This window comes from Nonomuraea sp. MTCD27 (assembly GCF_041950495.1).
Taxonomy (GTDB): domain Bacteria; phylum Actinomycetota; class Actinomycetes; order Streptosporangiales; family Streptosporangiaceae; genus Nonomuraea.
In genome coordinates this window covers 609,936-632,501 of record NZ_JBGNUW010000001.1, presented here as the reverse complement: position 1 = coordinate 632,501, position 22,566 = coordinate 609,936, and the positions used below count along the sequence as shown (strand labels likewise).

The window sequence follows — 22,566 nt, the reverse complement described above, 5'->3', positions numbered from 1 at the left end:
CATCCCGGACCATCGTCGGTCACCTCACGCGGCCCGCAGCCGACGGTCACCTCGGCCTCCGACGCCCCGGGCGTGCTTGAGCGTGTTGGTCCGCGCTCCTGGACCATGGGGTAGGCGGCCACTGCCGGCGCGGCCGGGCTCGGCGGACGGGTCGCCGCGCTCGCCGAGGAATTCCTTTACGCCCGCCGCGCGGGCCGTACCCCTCCGTGCTGCCGGCCCGACGGCAGGCACCAGTGCGGGTGTCATCCTCTGCAGGGCCCGCTGGGCCTGGGATCTCGATCGGAGGCTCACCTGCGCGTGGCTTGGTAGCTCAGCCGCTGTTGGCCAAGGCGGCAGTTCGCCCGGCGAGGTCGTGAACGTGGACTCCGATGCAGCGGTGGTGCAGGAACTGAACAGCCTGGCGATTCCACCTGCACTGATATCCGAAATTACATATATTAATGACTGATATCTATATTTGACACTCGAAAGACGACGCTGCTTTGCTCGCCTCTCCGACACCGGTCAAGAGCGAGGATCATTGATGCGTCACCTTTGTCATTCCCGTCCCGGCGCGGCGTTGCGGGTCACCGGGCTGGTCCTGGCCGTCCTGGGGGCCGGCACCGGCACCGCGTCGGCGTCGGCGTCGGCCGGCGTGGCGGCCAGCGCATCCGTCGCTGGGATGCCGGAGCACTCCCCGACCGCTGCCCAGCGCGAGCTGCGCCGCCTGGAGGCCGGTTACCAGGGCCGGATCGGGGTGTACGCCTACGACACCGGCACCGGCCGGACGTTCGCGTACCGATCGGATGAGCGGTTCCCCCTGCTATCCACGTTCAAGGCCCTGGCCGCCTCAGCGGTGCTGCGCAAGGCTCGCCAGTCCGACCCGAAGCTGCTCAACCGGGTGATCTACTGGAAGGCGAGCGAGGTCGTGGACGGCTCGCCGATCACCGGCAAGCACCTCAAGGACGGCATGACGGTCGCCGAGCTGTGCGACGCGGCGCTCAGGTACAGCGACAACACCGCCGGCAACATGCTGCTCAAGCAGATCGGCGGGCCTGCCGGGGTGACCCGGTTCGCCCGGTCCCTCGGCGACCGCATCACCCGCCTGGACCGCATCGAGACCGATCTCAACTACTGGAACTCCAATGAGAAACGGGACACCACCACCCCCGCCGATGTGGGCCGCGACCTGACCCAGCTGGCCGTCGGCACGGCCCTGCACGCCAAGGACCGGGCCCGGCTCAACGACTGGCTGCGCCGCAACACCACCGGCGACGACCGCATCCGCGCCGGTCTGCCGAAGACCTGGACCGTCGGTGACAGGACCGGCAGCGGCTTCAATTACGGCACGGCCAACGACATCGCGGTCGCCTGGCCGACGCCGCACGCCAAGCCGCTGGTCATCGCCGTCTACACGAACCGCAAGGCGGCCGACGCGACGTACGACAACAAGGTCATCGCGAACGCGGCCACGATCGCCGCCAAGGCCCTGGGCAAGCTGCCCTGACCACCTGAACCGAGCCGGACACGAGGGCAACCAGGCCACGCGGTTCAACGTCCTCGGCCTCACGTGCGCATGGCGGGATGACGGTACCGAGGCGCCCCTCGGCGAGTTCGGCGCGACCGAGGATTGCGTGGAGGCCGCTGCCTGTTGGGGATCGGATCGAGGTATCCGGGGAGGCGTGACGGAGCAACGCCGCGCTCGTCCAGCACGACCGCGATGTGGATGCAGGCGCTAGAGGTGTTGCCCTCCGGGCCAACGAAGAGACGGTCGGCAAAAGCGATCGGCGCGAAGAGGTCGGGCTCGCCACCAAGGGGGCAACATCGCGGGGACCACCGCACGCGGCGCTCCTGCCCTACCCGTCCGGGACGGGTACTCTCCAGCATCCGCGGGCGGCCATCGACGCATCGCTCATTTGCCCGAGTCGGCAGGGGAGTGATCGGCCGCGTCGCCTCCTAGGCCGACACGCCAGGTCGTTCAGGCCACCGGCCAGCCTGTGAACGGGCAGTAGAGATATCTGGTGATGTCGATGTGGAGTGTCTCGGTCCCGATTCGGTCCAATCGGCCTTTGCCCGAACGCGGGCAACACGCGCGTTGATTGATGGCGAACCAGGTTCGCAATCCTCGCGGGGTCGGGCGGGAGCGTTAGAAAAAGAGGGAATAGGCGGCGGGCGTCGCGCCAAGTACCAGATGAACCGATGCGGCGCTTCAGAGGAGACAAGCCTGGTGGCGATCACAAGACCTCCGGATGTCGGAGGAAGGACCGACGGCGAGGTGATCGGCGCCTCCCGCGGCGAGCCGGAGAGGTTCGCCGAGATCTTCCAGCGGCACTGGGACGAGATTTACCGCTACATCGCCCAGCGCTTGGGGCCCGAGTCCGCCGAGGACGTCGGCGCGGAGACCTTCGCCGTCGCCTTCCGCGGCCGGCAACGCTACGACCAGACCAGGAACGACGCCCGGCCGTGGCTGTACGGCATCGCGACCAACCTCATCCGGCAGCACTGGCGGGTTGAACGCCGCCACCGCCGGCTTCTCGCGCGGGCGGACGCCCAGGCTGCCGGTGAATCGTTCGACCAGGCCAGCGACGAGCGGCTGACCGCCCAGCGGCTGGCCCCACGCATCGCTTCGGCGCTTGCGCGGCTGTCGGCCGCCGAACGCGACCTGCTGCTCCTGATCGCCTGGGCTGATCTCACATACGAGGAGGCCGCGCAGGCGCTGGACGTGCCGCCGGGCACGGTCGGATCGCGGCTGTACCGCATCCGCCGGAAGCTGCGCCGAAGCCTCGGCGACACCAACCCAATGCGACTCCCGGAGGTGGACGCATGAACGAGGAGGAAATCGCCCTGATTCGCCGATTCCGGCCCGCGGTGCCGCCGGACGATCCCATGGCCAAGGCACGGGCGCTGGCCCGTCTGCGGGACGAGTTCGACTCCGTCCCGGCGCGGCGCCGCCCGATCGGGCGACGTGCGGCAATCACCGGCCTGGTGGCGGCAGGAGCCGCCGTGATCGTCGTCGCGACCGGGTACGCCGGGCTGCTCGAGGACCCGCCGCGAGACGATCCGCATGCCGCGGCCTCCGGCGGGACGCCGCGATCCACTCCAGACGTGACCCTGGGGACCCTCGAACTGGCGGCCGCCGCTGTCGAGCGGCAGAGCACGCCCCCTCGGCCGGCCCGCGACCAGTGGGTCTACACGCGCCAGCTGACCGACTTCGCCCTCAAGCCCGACGATTCGGGCGGACGGTCGGCGGAGGTGCGAGGGAAGGTCACGGTTGAGGAGTGGTGGAAGTTCGACGGCAAGGAGAAGGCGACGTCCGTCCAGGGCGGCAAGCTTCGAAGAAGCCGCATTCTCGGCCCGGGCGAGCAACCCCGCCACCCTGACCCGCGGTTCAACGGGGGTGCCATCGGTGGCCCGGGCGTCGTGAACCGTACGCCGAACAAGCTCTACGACTACGTGGCCGGCCTGCCCATCGACCCGGACTCCCTGCTCGCGCGGATCAGGAAGGACTACCGCGACAAGGGCCGGGACGTGACCACCTTCGGCGTGATCGCCATGCTCTTCCGGGAGAACCAACTCATCCCGGCCAAGACGAACGCCGCGCTCTACCGGGCACTTGCGAAGATCCCTGGGGTGCGGGTCCAGGACGCCACCGACTACGCCGGGCGGCACGGCATCGGGGTGGTCTTCGGCAACCAACTGATCGTGCTCGACTCGCGAACCTATCGATATTTGGGAGACAAGCGCCAGGCACTCCTCGACTCCGCCGTGGTCGAGGAGCCAGGGCGTCGCCAGTGACGGTGTCCGGGTCCAGCGGGAGAGCGACCGGTCACCGGTGCCATGGCGGCGGCGCCCGCGTCGGTAGCGGCCGGGCCCGCAGGGGCACTGTCGCCGTGCCACCCGACCCGCTCCGATCCCGCGGGCAGCCTCACGTCGGCTGCCGCCTGCAAGGCTCCCGCCCGGATGCGGCCGGATGAGCGGCCGGCCGCTCATCCGGCCGGGCGCCGGCGATGGACCACGCACCCGCGGCCGGCAGCGGCGGTGACCGTCTTGGTCGCCGCCGTGCTGGCAGCCACCTCCTGGCCAAGCCGGCTGGCCGGCGCGCCCGCCGTGGAGCGGCGGATACCCGCCGCCATCCTCACCGCCACGCCCACCGCGTCGGCCCCGCCACCATCGACCGCACTCCTGCAGGCGGAGCCCGCGGCCATCAAACGCGGCACGCCGGCCAACCGGCACCACGCCGAACCACCCGCCCGCACCGCCGCAGCGGAATCCGTGCCGCCGGGCCAGGCCAAGAAGATCACCAGTAAGACGGGCAAGGCCAAAGACGGGCACAAGCTTCGCTCGCCGGGCAAGGGCGGCGGTAAAGGGCCTAAGTGATCAGGATGCGGGTGCGGTTCGCGGGAGGTTACGGGGGCCTGAGAACGGCATGGAGATCCTGGCGCCGCCGGCTCTGGCGCTGGTCACGTCGTGTTCCCTCGATACGATCACCCCCGCTCTCAGCCATGGCGACGACGTCGTCCTGATCGGCTTCGGCACCTTCTCGGTCAAGAACCGCGCCGAGCGCACGGCCGCAACCCCAGACCGGTGAGGCGATCAAGATCCTCGCGGCCATGGTGCCCGGCTTCACCGCGGGCAAGAGCCTCAAGGACGCCGTGAGAACGTAGCCCCACCGCCCCGGGGACCGGCCTTCTCCTCACCGAACGTGGCCCCAACCCCAAGGTGGAGTGATCGTCGCAGGTCAGCCCGCGTGACGGCTTCTCCCTGCAGCTGCGCGTTTCGGTCGGGGCAGTCGCCGGTTCCCGGCAGCGGGGGAGGATTCACCCGACTCGGCCATGGCCTCCTGCCAGGCCGCCAAGGGGTCGTCTTCCTCGTCCAGGAGCCGCGCCTTCGGGGAGGATCGGACTGGATTTGGCGCTATGCAGCCGCCCGAGGAAGCCGGACCCGGTCAGGCCAGGTCCCCTGCCCGGAGTGCGCGCTTGACCGTGGGTCATCGCCGGGTGGAGTCGCGCAGGACCAGGCGCCACTCGATCGGACCGGTCTCAGCCGCCGCTTCCTCGCCTAGGACCAGCTGCGCGCAGCGGGCTCCCTGGGCGCGCAGGTTCTGCGCGACGGTCGTCAGCCCGGCGGCGGCGGCCGCGTCGGTGTCGTCCCAGCCGGTGACGGCGAGGTCGCCGGGGACCGCGAGACCGGCACGGGCGGCCGCTCGCATCAGGCCCAGAGCGAGTTCGTCGCTCATGGCCATGACAGCGTCCGGCGCGTCCGACCCCTTCAGGAACGCCGTGGCCAGGGAATCGGCCTCGCACGCGCTGTTGCGTGCGCACACCGCGACCCGCACCTGCGGCCATCGGCCGCCGGTCGCCTCCCAGGCGTCACGGACTCCGCGCAGGCGCTCACGGGTCACGCGGAAAGTGGCCTCGGCCGGATCCAGCCCGTTGCGGACCCCCGGCGTCCGGGCGCGATCGAGCGGGAAACTGAGCACCATCGGCCGCCGGGCGCCGGCGAGGGCCTCGGCGGCGACGGCGCGGGCCGCGGCACGGTCGTCGATGGCCACGATCGGCACGTCCCGGTGGTGTGGTCCGCCGTGCACGACGGCGGGGAGACCGGTGGCGGCCACCGCTGGCAGCACGGGGTCGTCGTCGCTGGTCGTCCAGACGACGAAACCGTCCACCGCGGCCTCGGCGACCCGGTCGGTGTCGGAGGGCGCCCCGGTGATGGGCACGATCGTGAGCCCTAGGCCGTGACTGGCGCAGACTTCGGCGACGCCGGCCAGGAACCGGATGGCCTGGGGATCCTCGAAGGCGTAGGTGAGGTGCTCGCCGAGCACCACCCCGAGGCTGCCGGTCCGTCCCCGGCGCAGCGAGCGGGCCCCCGGATGAGGGCCGGGGTATCCCAATCGGGCGGCGGCCTCGCGGACCCTGGCCTGGGTGCGTTCGGAGACGCGATCAGGCTGGGCGTAGGTATAGGAAACGGTCATCACTGAGACCTTCGCCGCGCGGGCCACCTCCGCCATGGTCGGCCGGGGCCGAGAAGGGTCTTTGGCCATGCCTCACCCTATCTTGTGTATCGTTACACCGCATGTGTACCGATACACAAATGGACACCGATCATGGTCACATCCGAGCCTGGGTGGCGTACGCGGGATTCACTGTCTTCGGCGCGTTCTGGGGCGTGTGGGGCGCGTCCGTGCCCGCCATTCGCGACCAGGCCGGGCTGACCGATGGCCAGCTCGGCACGGCGCTGCTGTTCGTCGCCGCCGGCGCCCTGCCCGCAATGCCTCTCGCGGGCAGGGCCGTGGACCGGTGGGGGCATCGCGTCACGGCGATCACGCTCACGTCGCTCGGCATCGCCGGCATCGCCGTGGCCGTCACCGCTCGCGACCTGCCTGCGTTATCCGTGGGACTGGCGGTGCTCGGCGCGTCGTCCGGCGCTGCGGACGTGACGATCAACGCGGCGGCCGGCTCCGTCGAACGGGCCAACGGCCGTCCGGTCATCGCCAGGGGGCACGGCTTCTTCTCCTTGGCCGTGGTCACGGCGAGCCTCGTCACCGGCCTGCTGAACGCCGCCGGCCTGCCCGTGGTCGTGCCGTACTTGCTGGTCATGCTCGCCGCCTGTGCTGTGAGCGTCGCCATCGTCACCGGCGGTCGCACGCAGGCTGATTCCGGCCGTCATGATCACGCCCGCACCTCAACCGCGCACAGCCGGCCGGGTCTGCGCGCTCATCTGCCGCTCCTGCTTGTCGCGGGCGGACTCGGTGCGCTCGGATTCGCAGTGGAGAACGCTCACCAGAGCTGGAGCGCCGTCTACCTCGCCGATACCGTGCACGCCGGACCCGCGCTGGTCGGCGCTGGGCCCGCGGTCTTCGCACTTGCCGCCTCGCTCACCCGCTTCGCGATCAGCGCGGTGAAGACCCGTCGCGCCTGGATCGTCCTCACCACCGGCGCGGTGATCTCCGCGGCGGGGACGTCCCTGCTCGCCCTCACCGCGTCTCTCCCTCTGGCTCTGCTCGGGCTGGCCCTGGCCGCCGTCGGCACCGCCGTGGTCTTCCCCACCGTGCTCGGCCTGGTCACCGCCAACGTCCCCGCTGCTCGCGGTGCCGCCACCTCGGTCGTGTCCACCTTGGCCTATCTCGGCTACCTCGCCGGGCCGGTATATGTGGGGCACTGGGCGCAGGCGACCGGGCTGCCGGGCGCCATGCTGGCCGTGGCGGCACTCGCCGCGGCCTTGGCGCTGCTGGCGTGGCCCGCGCTCAGAGCCGTCGTCCCCTCTCCCGCATGGCGCGGCACCGCCGAAGCAGGAGCGACGGGCAGGCCGCGCGCGTAACGGGACAGCTCGTCGCGGGCGAGGTCGGCCTACCCGGCAAGGGAGACAAGCGGCCACCTACCGCAAGCCGCCCGAGCAGTGAGCACGCCCCGGTGAGTCGCCGGCGTGCGCTCTCGACGTCAGGCGACCCGGCGGGCCAGGACCTGTCCCGTACGGGAAGCGCTCGGGTGGGGGTGGAGCCGTTGCCTTCGGAGAACGCGACCGGCCGGCCCCCGCCGCCTGCCCAGCAGTCGACCCGCAGCAGCTCCACGGCGGGCCTGCCGGGTCTCGTCCGCGGCGTGGGCCAGGAGCGTCGCCCCGATGCCCCGGCCGGCGTAGCGCCGGTCGGAGATCAGCAGCCGGACGTACCGCTCGGGCTCCCCGGCCGGTGCGATGGGCATCTGGGGCCGGGGTCCAGCACCATCGCTCCGACGGGTGCTCCTGCCAGCTCGGCGATGTAGGGGGCGCTGTCGGCCATGAGCCCCTCGATCTTCGCCTTCGCGCCGGGCTTCTGCGAATACGGTGTCGTGCCCCATTGCTCGGTATTGCCTCGGTCGTTCATCCAGACCACCGCAGCGTCGAGCATGTCCAGCATGACCGAGGCGTCGGCCAGGGTGCCCGGTCTGATCCGTATGCCATGTTCGGTGTCGTTCACGGCGGAAGCTTAGACAGTGGCGACGGCAGGATCGATTCCGGCGGCGCGGAGGGCCTTAAGGTTGTCCTGGAAGAGGGCGTCGAAGGCTTCCGTCTCGTCCCCGAAGGCTTCGACGGCGACGTCGAGCGGGGCGTCGCCGAGGACATCGGCGGTGCCGACCTCGGCGCGCAGCATGACGGTGGCGTTGCCCTCGAGGACCGGCTGCCACGCGTCGCCGGTCCGCTGGAGCCAGCTGCGGCAGGGGCCGCCCGGGTTGCGGACCAGCACACGCGTGCCGGGGTCGGCCAGGCCGAGGCGGGAGAGGGTGGCGCGGGAGGCGGAGACGCCGGAGCCGCACGACTCCGTCAGTCCGGCGCCGCGCTCGAAGGTGCGGATGAAGACCTCGTCCTCGCCGAGGCGCTGGACGAACGAGACATTGGCGCCGAGGGGGAAGGCGGCGCTGTCACCGGCGACGCGGCTGCCGGTGGTGACCAGCTCGTCCTCGTCGTAGCGGTCCACGAGGGTGATCAGGTGACTGTTCGGCACGGCGAGGGCCGTGACGGTGCGCCGGGAGCTGTAGGCGGGGTTTGCCTGGTCGACGTACGGCCATGCGACGCCCGCCACGATCGGGTCGCGGGGGGTGAAGTCGACTGCGGGCAACTCGACGGCGACCTGCCGCACGCCCTGGGCGGTGCTCCCGGCGGCGCGGACGGTGAAGGAGTAGGGGCCGGTACGCAGGACCGTCTCGTCGACCTGGTGCCGATCGAGCACGAGGCGGCCGGCGGCGCGCATGCCGTTGCCGCACAGCAGGGCGGGCGAGCCGTCCGGGTTGAAGAACCAGGCGTCCGCGGTGCCGTCGGCGGCGTCCCTGACGAAGTAGATGCCGTCGCTGCCGCCCTTCCACGCGCACAGCCGCCGCACCGCGCGGGGCAGGTCGGCGGCGGTGAAGTGGTCGTCGGGGGCGCCGTCGGCGACCAGGATGACGTTCCTGGAGCCGTGGGTCATAGCGACATTGAGGCGAGGCATTGGCGGTCCTTGCTGTGGGTTCACCAGCCAGCTTAGTCCGTGGAGATGCTCGAGCCCGAGGCGCTGTGCCTGCTGGCCAGGGTGCCATTCGGCCGGATCGTCTCCACCCGCCAGGCGCTGCCCGCAGTCCGGCCGGTGAACCATCTCGTCGTGGACGGGCAGATCGTCATCCGCTCCAATCCCGGTACGATCCTCAGCTCCCACGTGACGGTGCCGGAGGCCGTGGTTCCGGCGAACGTGCGTGACGGGCAGGGCTTGGTCCGCCACGCCGTCGAACTGTGTCTCCGGTCCAGCAAGATCGCCCAGGTGCACGACTCCTCATCATGGCCCCACTCGCCGGGTAGCCCCAGTGCATTGCTGCACCGAGGCCCCCTCAGAACCGTGCGTGCCACTCCTCGCGGCACACGGCTCAAGCAAGCTCCGAAGGGCGGATTCAGATTCGCCCGTGGTGCACGAGATAGTCGGCTGCTATCGCGCGCCGGGCGATGTGCTGCCATCAGCGGGTCCATTGGTCGGGGGACTCGGGTGGCTGTTCAGCGGTCAGCAGGTGGTCTCCGCGGAGCGGGCAGCGTGCGTCTTGCCTGGTGAGCAGGCGCAGCGTATACCTGTCCAGCGCGGGTTTGACCCTGCGCCTGCCGAAAATTGCATCCGCCCAGCTCATGGCCATGTGAGGGCTTCGCGTGGCGGCGCGAGCTCCGGCCGCCCAGAAGACGGAACGCGTACGGCAGGATGATCAGCCGTGTTCCTTCGCCTGGCCTACCTCACCGTCACGAACACGAACACGTTCGCCGTGCTGCGGTTGCTGCCCATGGGCGAACGGGACGAGGACGTGGAGATACTTGCCGTGCGCCACCAGATCACCGTCCTTGAACGCCAACTCGGCGCCGGCATCAAGGTGAGATTCGCGCCTGAGGACCGGGCGTTTCTTGCCGCTCTCCTGACCTCGCTGTCCCGCGAGTTCCTGCGCCGGCTACGGCTCCTCGTCCGCCCGGACACCGTCCTGCGATGGCACCGCGACTTGATGAAACGGCGCCATGCCCGTACCTGCCGGCCGAAGCGGCCTGGCCGCCCGGCCCGCGGTCCGCTCCATCCGCGCTCTCTTCCTGTGCCTGGTTCGGGAGAACGCCGGCTGGGGATATCGGCGAGTGCACGGTGAACTCGCCACGCTCGGCATCAAGGTCGCGCCGTCTACGGTCTGGGAGATCCTCAAGCAGGAAGGCCCCAATCCGGCACCTGCGCGAGTATCCAGCACGTGGGCCGACTTTTTGGGCTCGCAAGCCGACGCCCAGTTGAGCAGGCTCATGGAGGCGGTCAGGGCCGGCGGCACCTGGTCGGTGAGCTCGGCGACGGTCTTGCCGTACCCAAGCCCTTGGGCGCCTTGGCGAACACGTGCCCGACCAGGCCGATCGCGGAGGTCAGGGTGATGGAGCCGTGAGTGTCGACCTTGTGGACCGAACCGGCGGCGCCGGCGGCGGACATCAGCGAGACGGAGCTCCAAACGGCGGTCCGCAGGGTGCGCGTTATGCCCTCCGTAGTTGAAGGCGACGCGCCGTTCGAGGACGGATCTACACCACCCGACGGGACGTAACCTCGCGTCGTGTTGTGCGTGACCTGCGTGGATGACGTTTCGACGCATGGGCAACGCTTCCGGCGCGGTACATCCGAATGGGGCCTGGAGCGAATCCTGCTTGCCAGACAGACTGTCGACACCCGAACATGACGACCAAACGCCTAGTTCGGAGTGAGTGACCGTGATCCCCTAAGGGCAGCAGGAGGGTCGGCGATGACCGTTCTCGACTTCCACGTGGAGATCAGTGGTGAGCACGGCGGCTACCAGGTCGTTGTAAGAGCGCCTGACGGCAGCGAGGCGGCGACGCCCCTGCGCCTGCCTCCGCAGGCTGAACTGGAGCAGCTTCTAGCACGCATCCCTGACGCGGTCATCGCCTCTTCGGCCCGTGTGCGCCGTGGCGCGGTCGGCGAGGAGATTCCCGTGCAGCGACTCGGACGCCTGCTGTTCGAAAGGGCCTGTGGGCATCGACCTCATCGACCGTGAGGCCTGGCGGGCCCGAGCGCCGCGCGGCACGTACGATCGGATTTCCCGGACGCGCGTAGCCAAGATCCACTACACGGGACGGCGCGTCGACCCGGCCACCGTGGACGACCACAACCTGTGCATCGCCGCCGTCCGCAGCATCCAGAAGGGTCACCAGGACGGCAGCCACGGCTGGCTCGACATCGGCTGCACCGCGGCGGTGTGCACCCATCGGGTGGTGTTCGCCGGGCGCGGCCCGCACATCCTGCCGGTTGCCAACGGGGCCGGTCTGAACGCCGGCCACTACGCCGTCCTCGGCCTGGTCGGCAACTCCGGCCTGACCGTTCCGCCCTACGGAGTTCACCTCGGTCTGGCCGACAGCGCCTGCGGCGGCGTCCCGGTGTACTGGGATCGCGACTTCCTGGGCCTCGCCCTCGTGATCGTGTCCCGGCTTCCCGGGCAGGCCGGCTTTGTGGTGCTGCATCCGAGGTGCGAATCTCCTGATCAGCGATCACTTTGATGAGCCGTCGCCTGACCCGGCGACGCTCTCTGCGGGCCTCATCCGCAGAGAGCGCCGTTGCCGCGTGGGCGTCCCGTTCGCAACCGTCGCGGGTCAGTTCACGGTGACGGTGAGCGGGCCCTCCAGGACGGTGTAGCCGTCGTTGTGGCAGTACCAGGCCGCGTAGGTTCCGGGACCGGGCACGGCGGTCGTGGCCAGGGTGATGAGGCCGCTGGCGTCGGGGGCGTACTTCCAGACGATGGCCTCTCCGTCTCCGGGTTTCTTGCTGGCGGGGTAGAGGCCGATCCAGTTCTTGGCGCTGACGGTTTCGGGCACGGTGGAGTACTGCAGGGTGAAATCTGTTCCGCGGGCGAGGGCGGACGTGGAGCTGGTGAGTGCGTTGGTGGGGACCGCGACCCGCGGGTAGGCATCGTTGATGGCATTCTGATCGTTCAGGGTTTCCCACGCCAAGACCTGAGAGCCGTCGGTACGGTGCAGGACGTAGCGGTCGCCGCGGAACCACACCGCCTGGGCGATGCGTTTGCCGTCGGCGAAGTATTCGCGCTCCACCTTGACCGTGCGGCGGTTTTCCTCCGTGGTCGACCTGGAGACCATGACGCGTAGCTCGTTGCTGATGGTGATGCTCATGGAGGCGGTGAACCCGTCGGCTTCCATGCCGGACTCATGGGTCATCGAGATGGTGGTGGTGTTTTCCACCTCCAAGGCGTTGGTGGTGGTCATGCCGACCGTGACTTCCTCGGACCTTAGCTGGCGCACCCCACCGCCGTGCTCGTAGTAGTAGACCCGCTTGTAAAAGCCGTACCGCTTGAGCAGGTAGTAAGGGCTGGTCTGGGCCTGCCGTGTCTTGTCCAGTGACGGGTCGGAAACCAGCGGGGCGGGCAGGATGGTCTGCCCGATCAGTATCTCGTTGGTGGTGTCTTGGGGAGTGGGCGCGTAGCCGGTGAGCCGGATGATGTCGCTCGGCTGGTTGCCGGTCGCTCCGATTGTGGCGGTGGCAATCTGGGGATAGGTGTCAGCCCGTTCCAGAGCCCATTGTTGCGAATCGGCGTATTGGCCGTCCTCGGGATACCAGGTGTTGATGCGGTCTTGGTCGGTGTTGAAGTTGTTGGGGGTCAGGAGCAGCCCGCCGTTTTTGTTGCTGATGGTGTGGTAGCCGTTGTCCGCAGGGGTGATTCTCCAGATTTGGCTGTTGCGTATCCGCTGGTCCTCGGTGTTCTGCAGAGGAAACAGGTTTACTCGTGCGTTGCTGCTGGAGTAGTCGTTGGGGGTGAGAAGGTTGCCTCCCAGTTTCTGGAAGATCAGATACTCTTGGTTGTCCAGGGCCAAAAGGTGCCAGGTCTGGGAGAGCCGCGCGTTACCCGTGCTCTCGAGCTTCCACTGGGTGGCGAAGCTGTCGGGGGAGAAGTCGCAGCTGGTCAAATACAGGCCGCTGCGCTTGTTCTTGAGCCGGTAGCTATAACCGACCTCCATGATGGCGCCCTCCTCCGCTCGAAACGGAACTTTCTTGTTCCGCCGGCCCCCTTCCGGCCCGATCTGGCCGTGTTATGTCTGGGAGCCTTCTGGATCGTCTGCTTCGGCAACGCGGCCGTCAACGTCCGAATGTGGCCATCCATGAGACCTCGTCCACGAGGAGGAAACTCTTGCCAATTTGCCAAGCACATGCTTGATTGCAATGGGAAGCGCGGAACTAATCGGGCGAAGGGGCTTGCCTTCGCATTTCACATTTAGATCTTTTGATGAGGATCCCCGAGCGACAAGCATGGAGGCTGAGGGGGACCGCACGGTCAGACGACGTCTGGGGTTGCCTGACTGTGCGGCCTGTGCGGCCCGGGCGATCGGGCGGAGCTTCGTACGGCGCTGGTCCTCCAGCCTCCGGCGAGCTCGGCCGGCTCGGCGCTTGGAGCAGGTCGAGGATCGAGCGCGCCTCCGCAGCGGGCTCGGGGGTGTCGCCGTGCTCGGCGTACGGGTGCCACGCGCCGTCGGCGGTGCGGTGATGGACGATGTCCGCGATGTGCGCCATGACCGGGTGTACGGCTCGATGATCCCGTCCCGGTCACCCTCGGCGAAGCCGGCGGAGGTCAGCTCGGTCATGACCACTCCTCCTCGCTGGTCTGCGTTTCGAGGTCAGGTTGAGCCTGCCCCTGGATCGGCTGCGAGAGCTCCGCCGGACCGCGTCCAGGCTGGCCCGCGGGAACGCGCCACGGGGCCGCTCGGCGAGCCGGGCCTCCAGCCACCCGGTCGGGTCCGCGTGGCCGATCGAGGGGGTGAACGCCGAGACGCGCACCCGTTCCTCGGGGGAGTGGTCGAGCACCGCGACCAGGGTGGCGCGCCGGCCCTCGGTGATCGCGCTGCCCGGGTGGACGCGGACTCGCACGGTGCGCTCCATGATGGGGACTGCGCCCGTCGTGGTTGTCGCGGAAGAGCCCTGTCGAGGGCCGGAGCGTGCGAGCGCCCCGGCTCTCGCCGGGAGCGGGCAGCATGTACAGGGAAGGGCCTTTCCGGCCGACGAAGGTATCGGTGTCATGGAGACATCCGGTTCCCGTGGAGGTGGAGGTGCAAGTGCCGTTACGCGACGAGACGCTCGGGATCGGCGACCTGGCCCGGCTGACCGGCGTACCGGTGCGGACCATCCGCTTCTACTGCGACGAGGGCATCATCGCGTCGGTGCGCAGCGCCGGCGGCCACCGCAGGTTCGACCGGGCCGCCGTGGAGCGGCTCGGCCTGGTCAGGCGGCTGCGCGGGCTCGACCTCGGGCTGGCCGCGATAGCACGCGTGCTCGCCGGCGAGTGCACCGTGGCCGACGCCGTCTCCGCCGAGCGGGCCGCCCTCGACGTCCAGCTCGCGAACCTGGCCTGGCGGCGGGCCTCGCTGCGGGCGATCGAGGAGGCCGGCCCCGCCGAGCGGGCGGCCAGGCTGGAGCTGCTGGCCGCCGTGGAGCGCGGCCCGGCCGCCCATGACGTGCTGGTGGAGTTTTGGCGGCGGCAGCTGGTCTCGCCCGTCTCCGGCGAGCTGTTCGCCTCGTTCGTGGCCATGGCCGCGCCCGCGCCGCCCCCGGAGCCGACGCCGACGCAGGTGGTCGCGTACGCCGAGCTGGTCGTCCTGGCCGGCGACCGGGCGCTCACCCGCAGCCTGCTGGACCGGGCGCGCGCCAACATGCGGGTGATCCGCGACGAGGACGAGCTGATGTCCGGCGTCGGCGAGGCGGTCATGCTGGCCGAGCCCCTGGTGATCGCCGGTGCGGCGCCGCGCGAGGGGCCCGAGCTCGACCGGTTCGTGGCCGCCCACGCCACGGTCCGGGGCAGCGGCGACACCCCGGAGTTCCGGCGGGAACTGCTGGCCACCGTGGAGCTGGACCGCGACCCGCGGGTGGTCCGCTACTGGCGGCTCGTCGGCGAGGTCAGCGGCGAGAAGGCGACGATCGGCGCGACGCTCACCTGGCTGACCGACTCCCTGGAGCGCTCCGTCACGTGACCCGCCATGCGGCCGGACGGAACGTCACCCGCCGGCCGTCCTGACCCGCCGGCCCTCCTGGAGGGCGCCTCGCGATGCCTCGCGGTGCGTCAGGAGGACGGCGAGGGCGGCCAGCAGCAGCCAGGCCGACGTCATGGCCACCAGCCAGGTCCAGCCCGCGTGGCCGTACACCACGGCCCCCGCCGTGCCGCCCGCACCGCTGCCCAGGTAGTAGCAGAGCGTGTAGAGGCCGGCGGCCCGGCCCCGGGCGGGCGGGGGCGCCGCGGCGGTGACCCAGGCGTTCGCGATGGCGTGCGCGGCGAAGAACCCGGCGGTCAGCACGGCGAAGCCGACGGCGATGACCGGCAGCGACGGGTGGGCGGTCAGCACGGAGCCCGACACGGTGACGACCAGCGCCGCGACCAGCGCCGGCGTACGGCCCAGGCGACCGGCCAGCCGACCGGCGGCGGCCGAGGAGGCGGTGCCCATGGCGTAGGACAGGAAGACGAGGGAGGCGGCGGCCGGGGCGAGCGAGAGCGGCGGTGCGGCCAGCCGGAAGCCGGCCGCGTTGTAGAGCGCCACGAACGCCCCCATGCCCAGCGCCCCCACCAGAACGGGCACCACCAGCCCCACCGTCACCCGAGCCCCCGCACCTGGCCCCCTGCCGGCACCCCAGCCCGCCGCGCCTGCCGCTGCGCCTGCCCCCGCGTCTGCCGCCGGGCCCGCCTCCGCGCGGGGCAGCGTCGCCACCGCGAACAGCGCGCACAACAACGACACCCCGGCGACCGTCGCCAGCGCCCCGTGCCACCCCAGCGGCTCGGCGGCGAACCCGGCCCCGAGCCGCCCCGACATCCCTCCGACCGAGTTCCCGGCGATCATCGCTCCCACCGCACCGGCCAGCCGCGCCGTGCCCACCTGGTCGGCCAGGTACGCCGCCGCCACCCCCGCGAACCCGGCGATCGCGACCCCCTGCACCCCGCGCATCGCCAGCAGCACCGGAAAGGACGGCGCCAGCGGGAGCAGCAGCCCGAGGACCGCCGCCACCACCACCGACCAGACGATCACCCGCCGCCGCCCCACCCGCCCCGCCACCCACGCCAGCGGCAGCACCGCCACGGCGAGCGAGGCGGTCGCCACCCCGATCGCCAGCGACGCGGTGCCCGGATCCAGCCGGTACGCGGCCGCGAGCTGCGGCAGCACGGGCTGCGGCGCGTACAGCAGGGCGAACGACGACAGCCCGGCCGCCGCGACGGCCGCACTGACCCGCCGCGTGTCGGCGAATGGGGAGGCTTCGAGAACTACCACCCACCAAACGCTAAGCAAGGCTAATAAATACGTCCAATGCGGATATGGGCGATAATTCATACTGTGATGGATGAATCCGACGAGGCGCTGGCCGCCCGCCTGGCCCCGGCCCTCGCGCTGCTGGCCGCCGTCGGGGAGACCGGCCACGTGACGCGCGCCGCCGAGCTCCTCGGCATCCCGCAACCCACCGCCAGCCGCCGCCTGGCCGCCCTCTCGGACCTCGTCGGCGCCCCGCTGGTGCTCCCGTCCGGCCGCGGCATCCGCCTGACCAGGGCGGGCCGCATCCTGGCCGCCGCCTCCACCCGCGCGCTCGCCACCGTGACCGCCGCCGCCCGGGAGGTACGCGAGGAGATCGACCCGGGCAGCGGCCGTATCGTGCTCGGCTTCCTGCACCTGCTCGGCCGCACGCTCGTGCCGTCCCTCATCGGCGGCTTCCGCGAGCGCAACCCGGGGGTCCGCTTCAGCCTGGCGCAGGGCTCGCGCCAGGACATGCTGCGGGCCCTGCGCGAGGGCGAGATCGACCTGGTGTTCGTGGCCCCGCTGCCGCTGGACGACCCCGACCTGGTCAGCCGCCCGCTCGCCGAGCAGGAGCTGGTGCTCTCGGCCCCGCCGTCCCACCGCTTCGCGGCCAGGGCCCGGGTGCGGGCGGCCGACCTGGCGGGGGAGGAGCTGGTGACGCTGGAGCACGGGTACGGGCTGCGGCAGATCACCGACGACCTGTGCGCGGCGGCGGGGTTCGAGCCGCGGATCGCGTTCGAGGGGCAGGAGTCGGAGACCGTGCGCGGGCTGGTGGCGGCGGGCCTGGGGGTCGCCGTCCTGCCCCGCTCCGACCAGGCGCCCACCGGTGGCGTGGTGGAGATCCCGCTGTCACCACCGCTGTTCAGGACGGTGGGCGTGTCCTGGCCGGCCGGCGAGCGCCTGACCCCGGCCGCCCGCTCGTTCCGCGACCACGTCTGCTCGGGCCGCACCGACCTCGGCCCCGCCTTCCGCCGGCCCCGCCCGGCTCCCCCGTCCCATGACCTGCGCGAGACTGGGGATCATGACACACGACGGTGACGCGGGCGTGGCGGGTTCGTTGGCGCGGGTGCTGGGCGAGGTGGCGGCCGAGCGGGCGGCCCAGGACGCGAAGTTCGGCATGCAGGTGCTGCCGGACGGCACCGGAGGCGAGGGCATGGCGGCGGAGTCGGAGCTGGCCCGGCGGCTGACCGACAAGGCGGCCGAGGCCGGGGCGCTGACCTGGCGGCACATCCTGGAGGAGGAGGTGCGGGAGGCGTTCGCCGAGTCGGACCCGGACCGGCTGCGGGCCGAGCTCATCCAGGTGGCGGCGGTGGCCGTCAAGTGGGCGCAGGCGCTCGACCGCCGCCCGTGACGTTCTACACGTCATTGACGGGCTCCAGATTCCGTGTGGAAGATTCAGCTACCATTGCCCGCCTGCGGATGGGGGACGGTCATGACGTCCGAGTCGTTCAACGCCAGCGTCTTTCTCACCGACCGCCAGGTCCAGGCGGGCCGGGGCGACCACCTCGCGATCACCGGCCCGGCGGGCACCCTCACCTACGCCCAGCTCGCCGCGCACGTTGCCGAGCTGGCCACAGGGCTGCGGAAGCTGGGCGTGCGGCCGGAGGAGCGCGTCCTGCTCGTCATGTCGGACCGGCCGGAGACCGCGATCACCATCCTGGCCGTGATGCGGATGGGCGCGGTCGCGGTGCCGGTGTCCACCATGTACAACGGGCCCGAGCTGGGCACCCTCGTCAGGGACTCCCGGGCGCGGGTGGTCGTGGCCACCCCCGAGTTCGAGCCGGTCGTGCGCGCGGCCCTGGACGCCGCCCCCGAGGTGGAGACGCTCGTCCTCGTGGGCGAGGCGGTCGCGCCGGCGCGCTCCTGGGCCGAGGTGCTGGCCGCCGGCCGGCCGGCCGCGCCCCCGTACGAGAGCTGGCGCGACTCGCCCGCCCTGTGGCTCTACACCTCCGGCACCACCGGCGCGCCCAAGGCCGCCATGCACCGCCACGGCGCGATCCGGGACGTCTACGAGACCTACGGCCGCCAGGTGCTCGGCATCCGCCAGGAGGACCGGTGCCTGTCGGTGGCGCGGCTGTTCTTCGCGTACGGCATCGGCAACTCCCTGTTCTTCCCCCTGGCCGCCGGGGCCACCGCGATCCTCGACCCGGCCCGGCCCACCCCCGCGGGCGTGCTCGCCCGGGTGAGGGAGGAGCGCCCCACGCTGTTCTTCGCCGGCCCCACGTTCTTCGCCGCGCTGCTCGCCGCCCATGACTCCGGCGGCGCGCCCGACGACGCGTTCGCGTCCGTACGGCTGGGCGTCTCGGCGGGCGAGGCGCTGCCCGCCGAGATCTACCGGCGCTTCACCGAGCGGTTCGGCGTGGACGTCATCGACGGGCTCGGCTCCACCGAGGCGCTGCACATCTTCATCTCCAACCACCCCGGCCAGGTACGGCCGGGCAGCTCGGGAACGGTCGTCCCCGGCTACGAGGCCCGCCTCCTCGACGACCGCGGCGTCCCCGCCGGGGACGGCGAGCCCGGCCACCTGTACGTCCGCGGCGACTCGATCGCCACCGGCTACTGGTGCCGCACCGCCACCACCCGCCAGGTGTTCCAGGGCGAGTGGCTGCGCACGGGCGACACCTACGTCCGCGAGGCGGACGGCTTCTACCGCTGCCTCGGCCGATCCAACGACATGATCAAGGCGGGCGGGATCTGGGTGTCGCCGATGGAGGTCGAGGCCCGGCTGCTCCAGCACGAGTCGGTGGGGGAGTGCGCGGTCGTGGCCTACCTCGACGGGGAGGGGCTGGAGAAGCCGGTGGCCTGCGTGGTGCCCGCCCCGGGCCGCACGGTGGACGCCGGGGAGCTCATCGGCTTCTGCCGGGACGGGCTGGCCTCGTTCAAGCGCCCGCGCGAGGTGCTGGTCCTCGACGAGCTGCCCAAGACGGCGACCGGCAAGATCCAGCGCGTGGTGGTCCGCCAGATCGCCGCCGACCTGCTGGGCAAGGGCTAGCTAGCCGGGCTTCGTCCCGTAGATCGTGATGGCGAACGGCCGCGGCGGGGTCGTGTAGACCTGCTCGCCCAGCCGGTGCAGCGACCCGTGCGCGTCCAGATAGCTGTGCAGCCGGGTGGCCTCGGGCCAGGGGTGCACCGCCACCAGCACGCCGTCCGGCACGAGCAGGCCGCTGAGCTGCGCCGAGGCCAGGCACAGGCGGTCGTGGCGGCCCAGATAGTAGAGGGTCTCCGAGCAGAACACCAGGTCGAAGCGGGGCTCGGGCCGGTGGGTGAGGATGTCGGCCTGGACGAAGCGCACCCGGCCGTTCTCCGGCACGCGGGCCCGCGCCCGCTCCAGCGCCCGCGCGGACACGTCCACCCCCGTGATCTCCGCGTCGGGGTAGGCCCGCGCGAGCGCGCCGGTGAAGACGCCCTCGGCGCATCCGACCTCGATGATGCGCCGGTAGGGCCGCGGCGGCAGGTGCTTGAGCGTGGTGTGGTACTTGTGCTGCTCGTAGCTGTCGGTCGCCAGCTTCCAGGGGTCGGGGATCCGGTGCCGCCACTCGAAGTAGCGGCGCAGGATCGTCCCCTGGGCCCTCGGCGACAGCAGGGACAGCGTCCGGAAGAACGTGCGGTGCATGAGCTCGGGCAGGCTTGGCATGCGGCCTCTCTCGGTCGAGACGGAGGAGTTGTCCCGGGGCTTGAGGTGAAGTCGTCGCCGAGAGGGGATGCCCGCTATTGGCGTGGCTGACGCCTGGTCACGACCCGATCATGACAGGGTGTCGCGCAGCTCCCGCTTGAGCACCTTGCCGGAGGCGTTCTTCGGCAGCGCGTCCACGAACACCACCCGCTTGGGCGTCTTGAACGCCGCCAGCCGCCCCCGCAGGAACCCGACCAGCTCGTCCGCGGTCAGCCCCGCGCCCTCGCGCAGCACCACCGCGGCCGTCACCGCCTCGATCCACTTCTCGTCCGGCACCCCGAACACGGCCGCCTCCGCGACCGCCGGATGCTGGTAGATGGCCTCCTCCACCTCGCGGCCGGCCACGTTCTCGCCGCCCGACTTGATCATGTCCTTCTTCCTGTCCACCACCGACAGGTAGCCGTCGGCGTCCATGACGCCCAGGTCGCCGCTGTGGAACCAGCCGCCGCGGAACGCCTCGGCCGTCTTTTCCGGGTCGTTCCAGTAGCCGAGCATGGCGTGCGGGCTGCGGTGCACGATCTCGCCCACCACGCCGGGCGGCACGGGCTCGTCACGGTCGTCGACGATGCGGGTCTCGACGTTCAGCGCGGGCCGCCCGGCCGAGCCGAGCCGGGTCAGCTGCTCCTCCGGGCCCAGGATCGTGGCGACGGGGGCCATCTCGGTCTGGCCGTAGAAGTTGAACAGGCGCACCTCGGGCAGGCGGGCGGCGATCTCCTTCAGCACCTCCACGGGCATGATCGAGGCGCCGTAGTAGCCCTTGCGCAGCGACGACAGGTCCCTGCGGTCGAAGTCGGGGTGGCGCAGCAGCGAGATCCAGACCGTGGGCGGGCAGAACAGCTTCGTGGCGCGCTCGCCCTCGATCGTGGCCAGGATCGCCGCCGGGCTGGCGCCGGGCAGGACGATGTTGGTGGCGCCCAGATAGATGCCCGGCGTCAGGAAGCAGTGCAGCTGCGCGCAGTGGTAGAGGGGCAGGGCGTGCACCTCGACGTCGTCGTGGCTCATCTCGCCGTCCACCACGCACGTGACGTACTGGGCGATCAGGCTGCGGCTCGTCAGCGTGGCGCCCTTGGGGCGGGACTCGGTGCCGCTGGTGTACATGAGCTGGATCGGGTCGTCGTCGGCGATCTCCACCCGGGGCTCCGAGGCGTCGTCATGGGACGACCACGCGGTGAACGGCTCCCAGCCCTCCGGCGCCGCGCCGATCACGCCGCGCACCGTGACCCGCTCGGTGACCGCCGCGGCGGCCACCGGCAGCAGCGCCTCCTCGGCCAGGATCCCGGTGGCGCCGGAATGCTCGAGGACGTACGCCACCTCCCCGGCCCCCAGCATGAAGTTGACCGGCACGGAGATCGCCCCCAGCCGCGCCAAGGCGAAGTACGCCACCACGAACGCGTGGTTGTTGTGGCTGAAGACGGCGAACCGGTCGCCCTTGCCCACGCCCCGGGCGGCCAGCGCGTTGGCCGTCCTGTTCACCGCCAGGTCGAGGTCGGCGTAGCTCTGCCGCAGGTCGCCGTACACGATGGCGGTCTTGGCGGGGTGGCGGGCGGCCGTGCGCCGCAGGAGGTCACCGATGGCGTGCTGGCGGATCATGCGGGCACCCTTCATTCGCGCAGAACGATGTTCGGGTGATCCTAACCCGTGAGGGCCGCCGCCAGCCGCCGGTAGGAGTCCAGCCGCCGGTCCAGGTCGTAGGTGTTCATCGTGACCAGCACCTCGTCCGCCCCGCTCGCCTCCACCAGCGAGCCGAGCGCCACCGCGACCTCGGGCCCGGTCCCGTGGATCTGCCCCTTGAGCGACTCCTCCAGGTAGGCCCGCTCCCGCGCGCCCATCTCCAGCCCGGCGACCTCCTCGGCCGGCACGAGCGGCGGGAAGGCCCCGCTGGTGCGCGAGAGCGCCGTGGCCCACGCCTCGGGCAGCTGCAGCGTGGCCGCCTCCGCCCGCGTCGCGCCGACCGCCACGTTGACCGCGATCACCACGTACGGCCGCGCCGCCCACCCGGACGGCCGGAACCCCGCACGGTACCGGGCCACGGCGTCCACCATCCGCGCGCCGGCCCCGATCACCATCGGCAGCCCGTGCGCCGCCGCGATCTCCGCCCCCGAGCCCATGGCCAGCACGAACACCTGCGGCCGCAGCCCCTCCGCGGGCAGCGCGTGCACCCCCGGATGCGCCGCCTGCGTGCCGGTGAAATAGCCGAGCAGCTCGTCGAGCCGGTCGCCGAACCCGTCCGCGTCGTCCTTGCCGTGTCCGAGCGCCCTGCGGATGCCGCCCGTGAAACCCACGGAACGCCCCAGACCCATGTCCACGCGGCCGGGGTAGAGCGACTCCAGCACGCCGAACTGCTCGGCCACCACCAGCGGCTGGTGATTGGGCAGCATCACGCCGCCGGTGCCCACCCGGATCCGCGAGGTCGCCGCGGCCACGGCCGCCGCCAGCACGGTCGGGGCCGAGCCCGCCACGCCGGGCACGCTGTGGTGCTCGGACACCCAGAACCGGTGGTATCCGAGCTCCTCGGCCTGCCGCGCGAACCGTACGGTCTCGCGCAGCGCGGCGGCCGGGGTGGAGCCCTGGCGGACGAGCGAGCGGTCGAGGATCGAGTAGGCGGTCACGTAGGCGTGCAACACCCGCGA

General features: G+C 71.3%; 22 protein-coding genes and 1 pseudogene. 14 read left to right on the top strand and 9 right to left on the bottom strand.

From position 1 onward, the window contains the following. Positions 1-523: 523 nt before the first annotated feature. The 5 genes and pseudogenes from bla (at position 524) to ACBJ59_RS02950 (ending at position 4,643) form a co-directional block, all read left to right on the top strand. A complete protein-coding gene (bla, locus tag ACBJ59_RS02970; protein WP_375108604.1) occupies positions 524-1,486 on the top strand; it encodes a class A beta-lactamase in 963 nt (320 codons plus the stop codon). 720 nt (positions 1,487-2,206) lie between these two features. Then, entirely contained in the window at positions 2,207-2,806 is a 600-nt protein-coding gene (locus ACBJ59_RS02965) for an RNA polymerase sigma factor (RefSeq protein WP_375108603.1), read from the top strand. Next, on the top strand, positions 2,803-3,774 hold the full coding sequence (locus ACBJ59_RS02960) for a CU044_5270 family protein (protein ID WP_375108602.1): 972 nt from the start codon (positions 2,803-2,805) through the stop codon (positions 3,772-3,774). Before ACBJ59_RS02965 ends, ACBJ59_RS02960 begins: the two co-directional genes overlap by 4 nt. A gap of 243 nt (positions 3,775-4,017) precedes the next feature. After that, on the top strand, positions 4,018-4,356 hold the full coding sequence (locus tag ACBJ59_RS02955) for a hypothetical protein (protein WP_375108601.1): 339 nt from the start codon (positions 4,018-4,020) through the stop codon (positions 4,354-4,356). Positions 4,357-4,405: 49 nt separating this feature from the next. Further along, positions 4,406-4,643, top strand: a pseudogene (locus ACBJ59_RS02950) (HU family DNA-binding protein). Positions 4,644-4,966: 323 nt separating this feature from the next. Here the strand turns inward: ACBJ59_RS02950 and ACBJ59_RS02945 are convergent. Beyond that, positions 4,967-5,989 carry a LacI family DNA-binding transcriptional regulator gene (locus tag ACBJ59_RS02945; protein ID WP_375108864.1) on the bottom strand — a complete coding sequence of 341 codons (1,023 nt, stop codon included), beginning with the start codon at positions 5,987-5,989 and terminating at the stop codon, positions 4,967-4,969. Between the two features lie 83 nt (positions 5,990-6,072). Here ACBJ59_RS02945 and ACBJ59_RS02940 point away from each other — a divergent pair, with 83 nt between their 5' ends. Beyond that, complete coding sequence (locus ACBJ59_RS02940; protein WP_375108600.1) at positions 6,073-7,299, top strand: sugar MFS transporter; 1,227 nt, start codon at positions 6,073-6,075, stop codon at positions 7,297-7,299. Positions 7,300-7,630: 331 nt separating this feature from the next. On the opposite strand, the gene ACBJ59_RS02935 is transcribed toward ACBJ59_RS02940, so the two are convergent. Together ACBJ59_RS02935 and dapF are read right to left on the bottom strand one after the other, a co-directional pair. Next, a complete protein-coding gene (locus ACBJ59_RS02935) occupies positions 7,631-7,933 on the bottom strand; it encodes a hypothetical protein (RefSeq protein ID WP_375108599.1) in 303 nt (100 codons plus the stop codon). A gap of 9 nt (positions 7,934-7,942) precedes the next feature. Beyond that, the gene (gene dapF, locus ACBJ59_RS02930) at positions 7,943-8,917 is read right to left on the bottom strand and encodes a diaminopimelate epimerase (protein ID WP_375108598.1); all 975 of its coding nucleotides are present in this window, start codon (positions 8,915-8,917) and stop codon (positions 7,943-7,945) included. A gap of 66 nt (positions 8,918-8,983) precedes the next feature. On the opposite strand from dapF, the gene ACBJ59_RS02925 reads away from it, so the two are divergent. The 4 genes from ACBJ59_RS02925 to ACBJ59_RS02910 all read left to right on the top strand — a co-directional run bounded on the left by ACBJ59_RS02925 (position 8,984) and on the right by ACBJ59_RS02910 (position 11,490). Then, entirely contained in the window at positions 8,984-9,526 is a 543-nt protein-coding gene (locus ACBJ59_RS02925; protein WP_375108597.1) for a pyridoxamine 5'-phosphate oxidase family protein, read from the top strand. A gap of 151 nt (positions 9,527-9,677) precedes the next feature. After that, positions 9,678-10,094 (top strand): hypothetical protein, encoded by a 417-nt coding sequence (locus ACBJ59_RS02920; protein ID WP_375108596.1) that lies wholly within the window; start codon positions 9,678-9,680, stop codon positions 10,092-10,094. 627 nt (positions 10,095-10,721) lie between these two features. Next, positions 10,722-10,991, top strand: a complete 270-nt coding sequence (locus tag ACBJ59_RS02915) for a hypothetical protein (RefSeq protein WP_375108595.1) — start codon at positions 10,722-10,724, stop codon at positions 10,989-10,991. Further along, positions 10,966-11,490, top strand: a complete 525-nt coding sequence (locus ACBJ59_RS02910) for a hypothetical protein (RefSeq protein ID WP_375108594.1) — start codon at positions 10,966-10,968, stop codon at positions 11,488-11,490. The genes ACBJ59_RS02915 and ACBJ59_RS02910 overlap by 26 nt, the downstream gene beginning before the upstream one ends. 93 nt (positions 11,491-11,583) lie before the next feature. Here ACBJ59_RS02910 and ACBJ59_RS02905 read toward each other — a convergent pair whose 3' ends face one another. Together ACBJ59_RS02905 and ACBJ59_RS02900 are read right to left on the bottom strand one after the other, a co-directional pair. After that, positions 11,584-12,960: an RICIN domain-containing protein gene (locus ACBJ59_RS02905; RefSeq protein WP_375108593.1), complete on the bottom strand. Its 1,377-nt coding sequence runs from the start codon at positions 12,958-12,960 to the stop codon at positions 11,584-11,586. Between the two features lie 583 nt (positions 12,961-13,543). Then, the gene (locus ACBJ59_RS02900; RefSeq protein WP_375108592.1) at positions 13,544-13,864 is read right to left on the bottom strand and encodes a hypothetical protein; all 321 of its coding nucleotides are present in this window, start codon (positions 13,862-13,864) and stop codon (positions 13,544-13,546) included. 185 nt (positions 13,865-14,049) lie between these two features. Here ACBJ59_RS02900 and ACBJ59_RS02895 point away from each other — a divergent pair, with 185 nt between their 5' ends. Next, the gene (locus ACBJ59_RS02895) at positions 14,050-14,961 is read left to right on the top strand and encodes a MerR family transcriptional regulator (RefSeq protein WP_375108591.1); all 912 of its coding nucleotides are present in this window, start codon (positions 14,050-14,052) and stop codon (positions 14,959-14,961) included. Between the two features lie 24 nt (positions 14,962-14,985). Here the strand turns inward: ACBJ59_RS02895 and ACBJ59_RS02890 are convergent, their stop codons facing one another. After that, positions 14,986-16,245 carry an MFS transporter gene (locus ACBJ59_RS02890; protein ID WP_375108590.1) on the bottom strand — a complete coding sequence of 420 codons (1,260 nt, stop codon included), beginning with the start codon at positions 16,243-16,245 and terminating at the stop codon, positions 14,986-14,988. Positions 16,246-16,311: 66 nt separating this feature from the next. On the opposite strand from ACBJ59_RS02890, the gene ACBJ59_RS02885 reads away from it, so the two are divergent. The 3 genes from ACBJ59_RS02885 (at position 16,312) to ACBJ59_RS02875 (ending at position 19,255) form a co-directional block, all read left to right on the top strand. Beyond that, positions 16,312-17,301 carry a LysR substrate-binding domain-containing protein gene (locus ACBJ59_RS02885; protein ID WP_375108863.1) on the top strand — a complete coding sequence of 330 codons (990 nt, stop codon included), beginning with the start codon at positions 16,312-16,314 and terminating at the stop codon, positions 17,299-17,301. Further along, positions 17,285-17,614, top strand: coding sequence for a hypothetical protein (locus ACBJ59_RS02880; RefSeq protein ID WP_375108589.1), 330 nt, complete (start codon positions 17,285-17,287; stop codon positions 17,612-17,614). Before ACBJ59_RS02885 ends, ACBJ59_RS02880 begins: the two co-directional genes overlap by 17 nt. 81 nt (positions 17,615-17,695) lie before the next feature. After that, positions 17,696-19,255, top strand: coding sequence for a benzoate-CoA ligase family protein (locus ACBJ59_RS02875; protein WP_375108588.1), 1,560 nt, complete (start codon positions 17,696-17,698; stop codon positions 19,253-19,255). On the opposite strand, the gene ACBJ59_RS02870 is transcribed toward ACBJ59_RS02875, so the two are convergent. From ACBJ59_RS02870 to ACBJ59_RS02860, 3 genes are all read right to left on the bottom strand, one after another. Beyond that, a complete protein-coding gene (locus tag ACBJ59_RS02870; protein ID WP_375108587.1) occupies positions 19,256-19,897 on the bottom strand; it encodes a class I SAM-dependent methyltransferase in 642 nt (213 codons plus the stop codon). Positions 19,898-20,005: 108 nt separating this feature from the next. Continuing rightward, a complete protein-coding gene (locus ACBJ59_RS02865; protein ID WP_375108586.1) occupies positions 20,006-21,526 on the bottom strand; it encodes an acyl-CoA synthetase in 1,521 nt (506 codons plus the stop codon). Positions 21,527-21,567: 41 nt separating this feature from the next. Continuing rightward, positions 21,568-22,560 carry an LLM class flavin-dependent oxidoreductase gene (locus ACBJ59_RS02860; protein WP_375108585.1) on the bottom strand — a complete coding sequence of 331 codons (993 nt, stop codon included), beginning with the start codon at positions 22,558-22,560 and terminating at the stop codon, positions 21,568-21,570. Between the last annotated feature and the right edge of the window lie 6 nt (positions 22,561-22,566).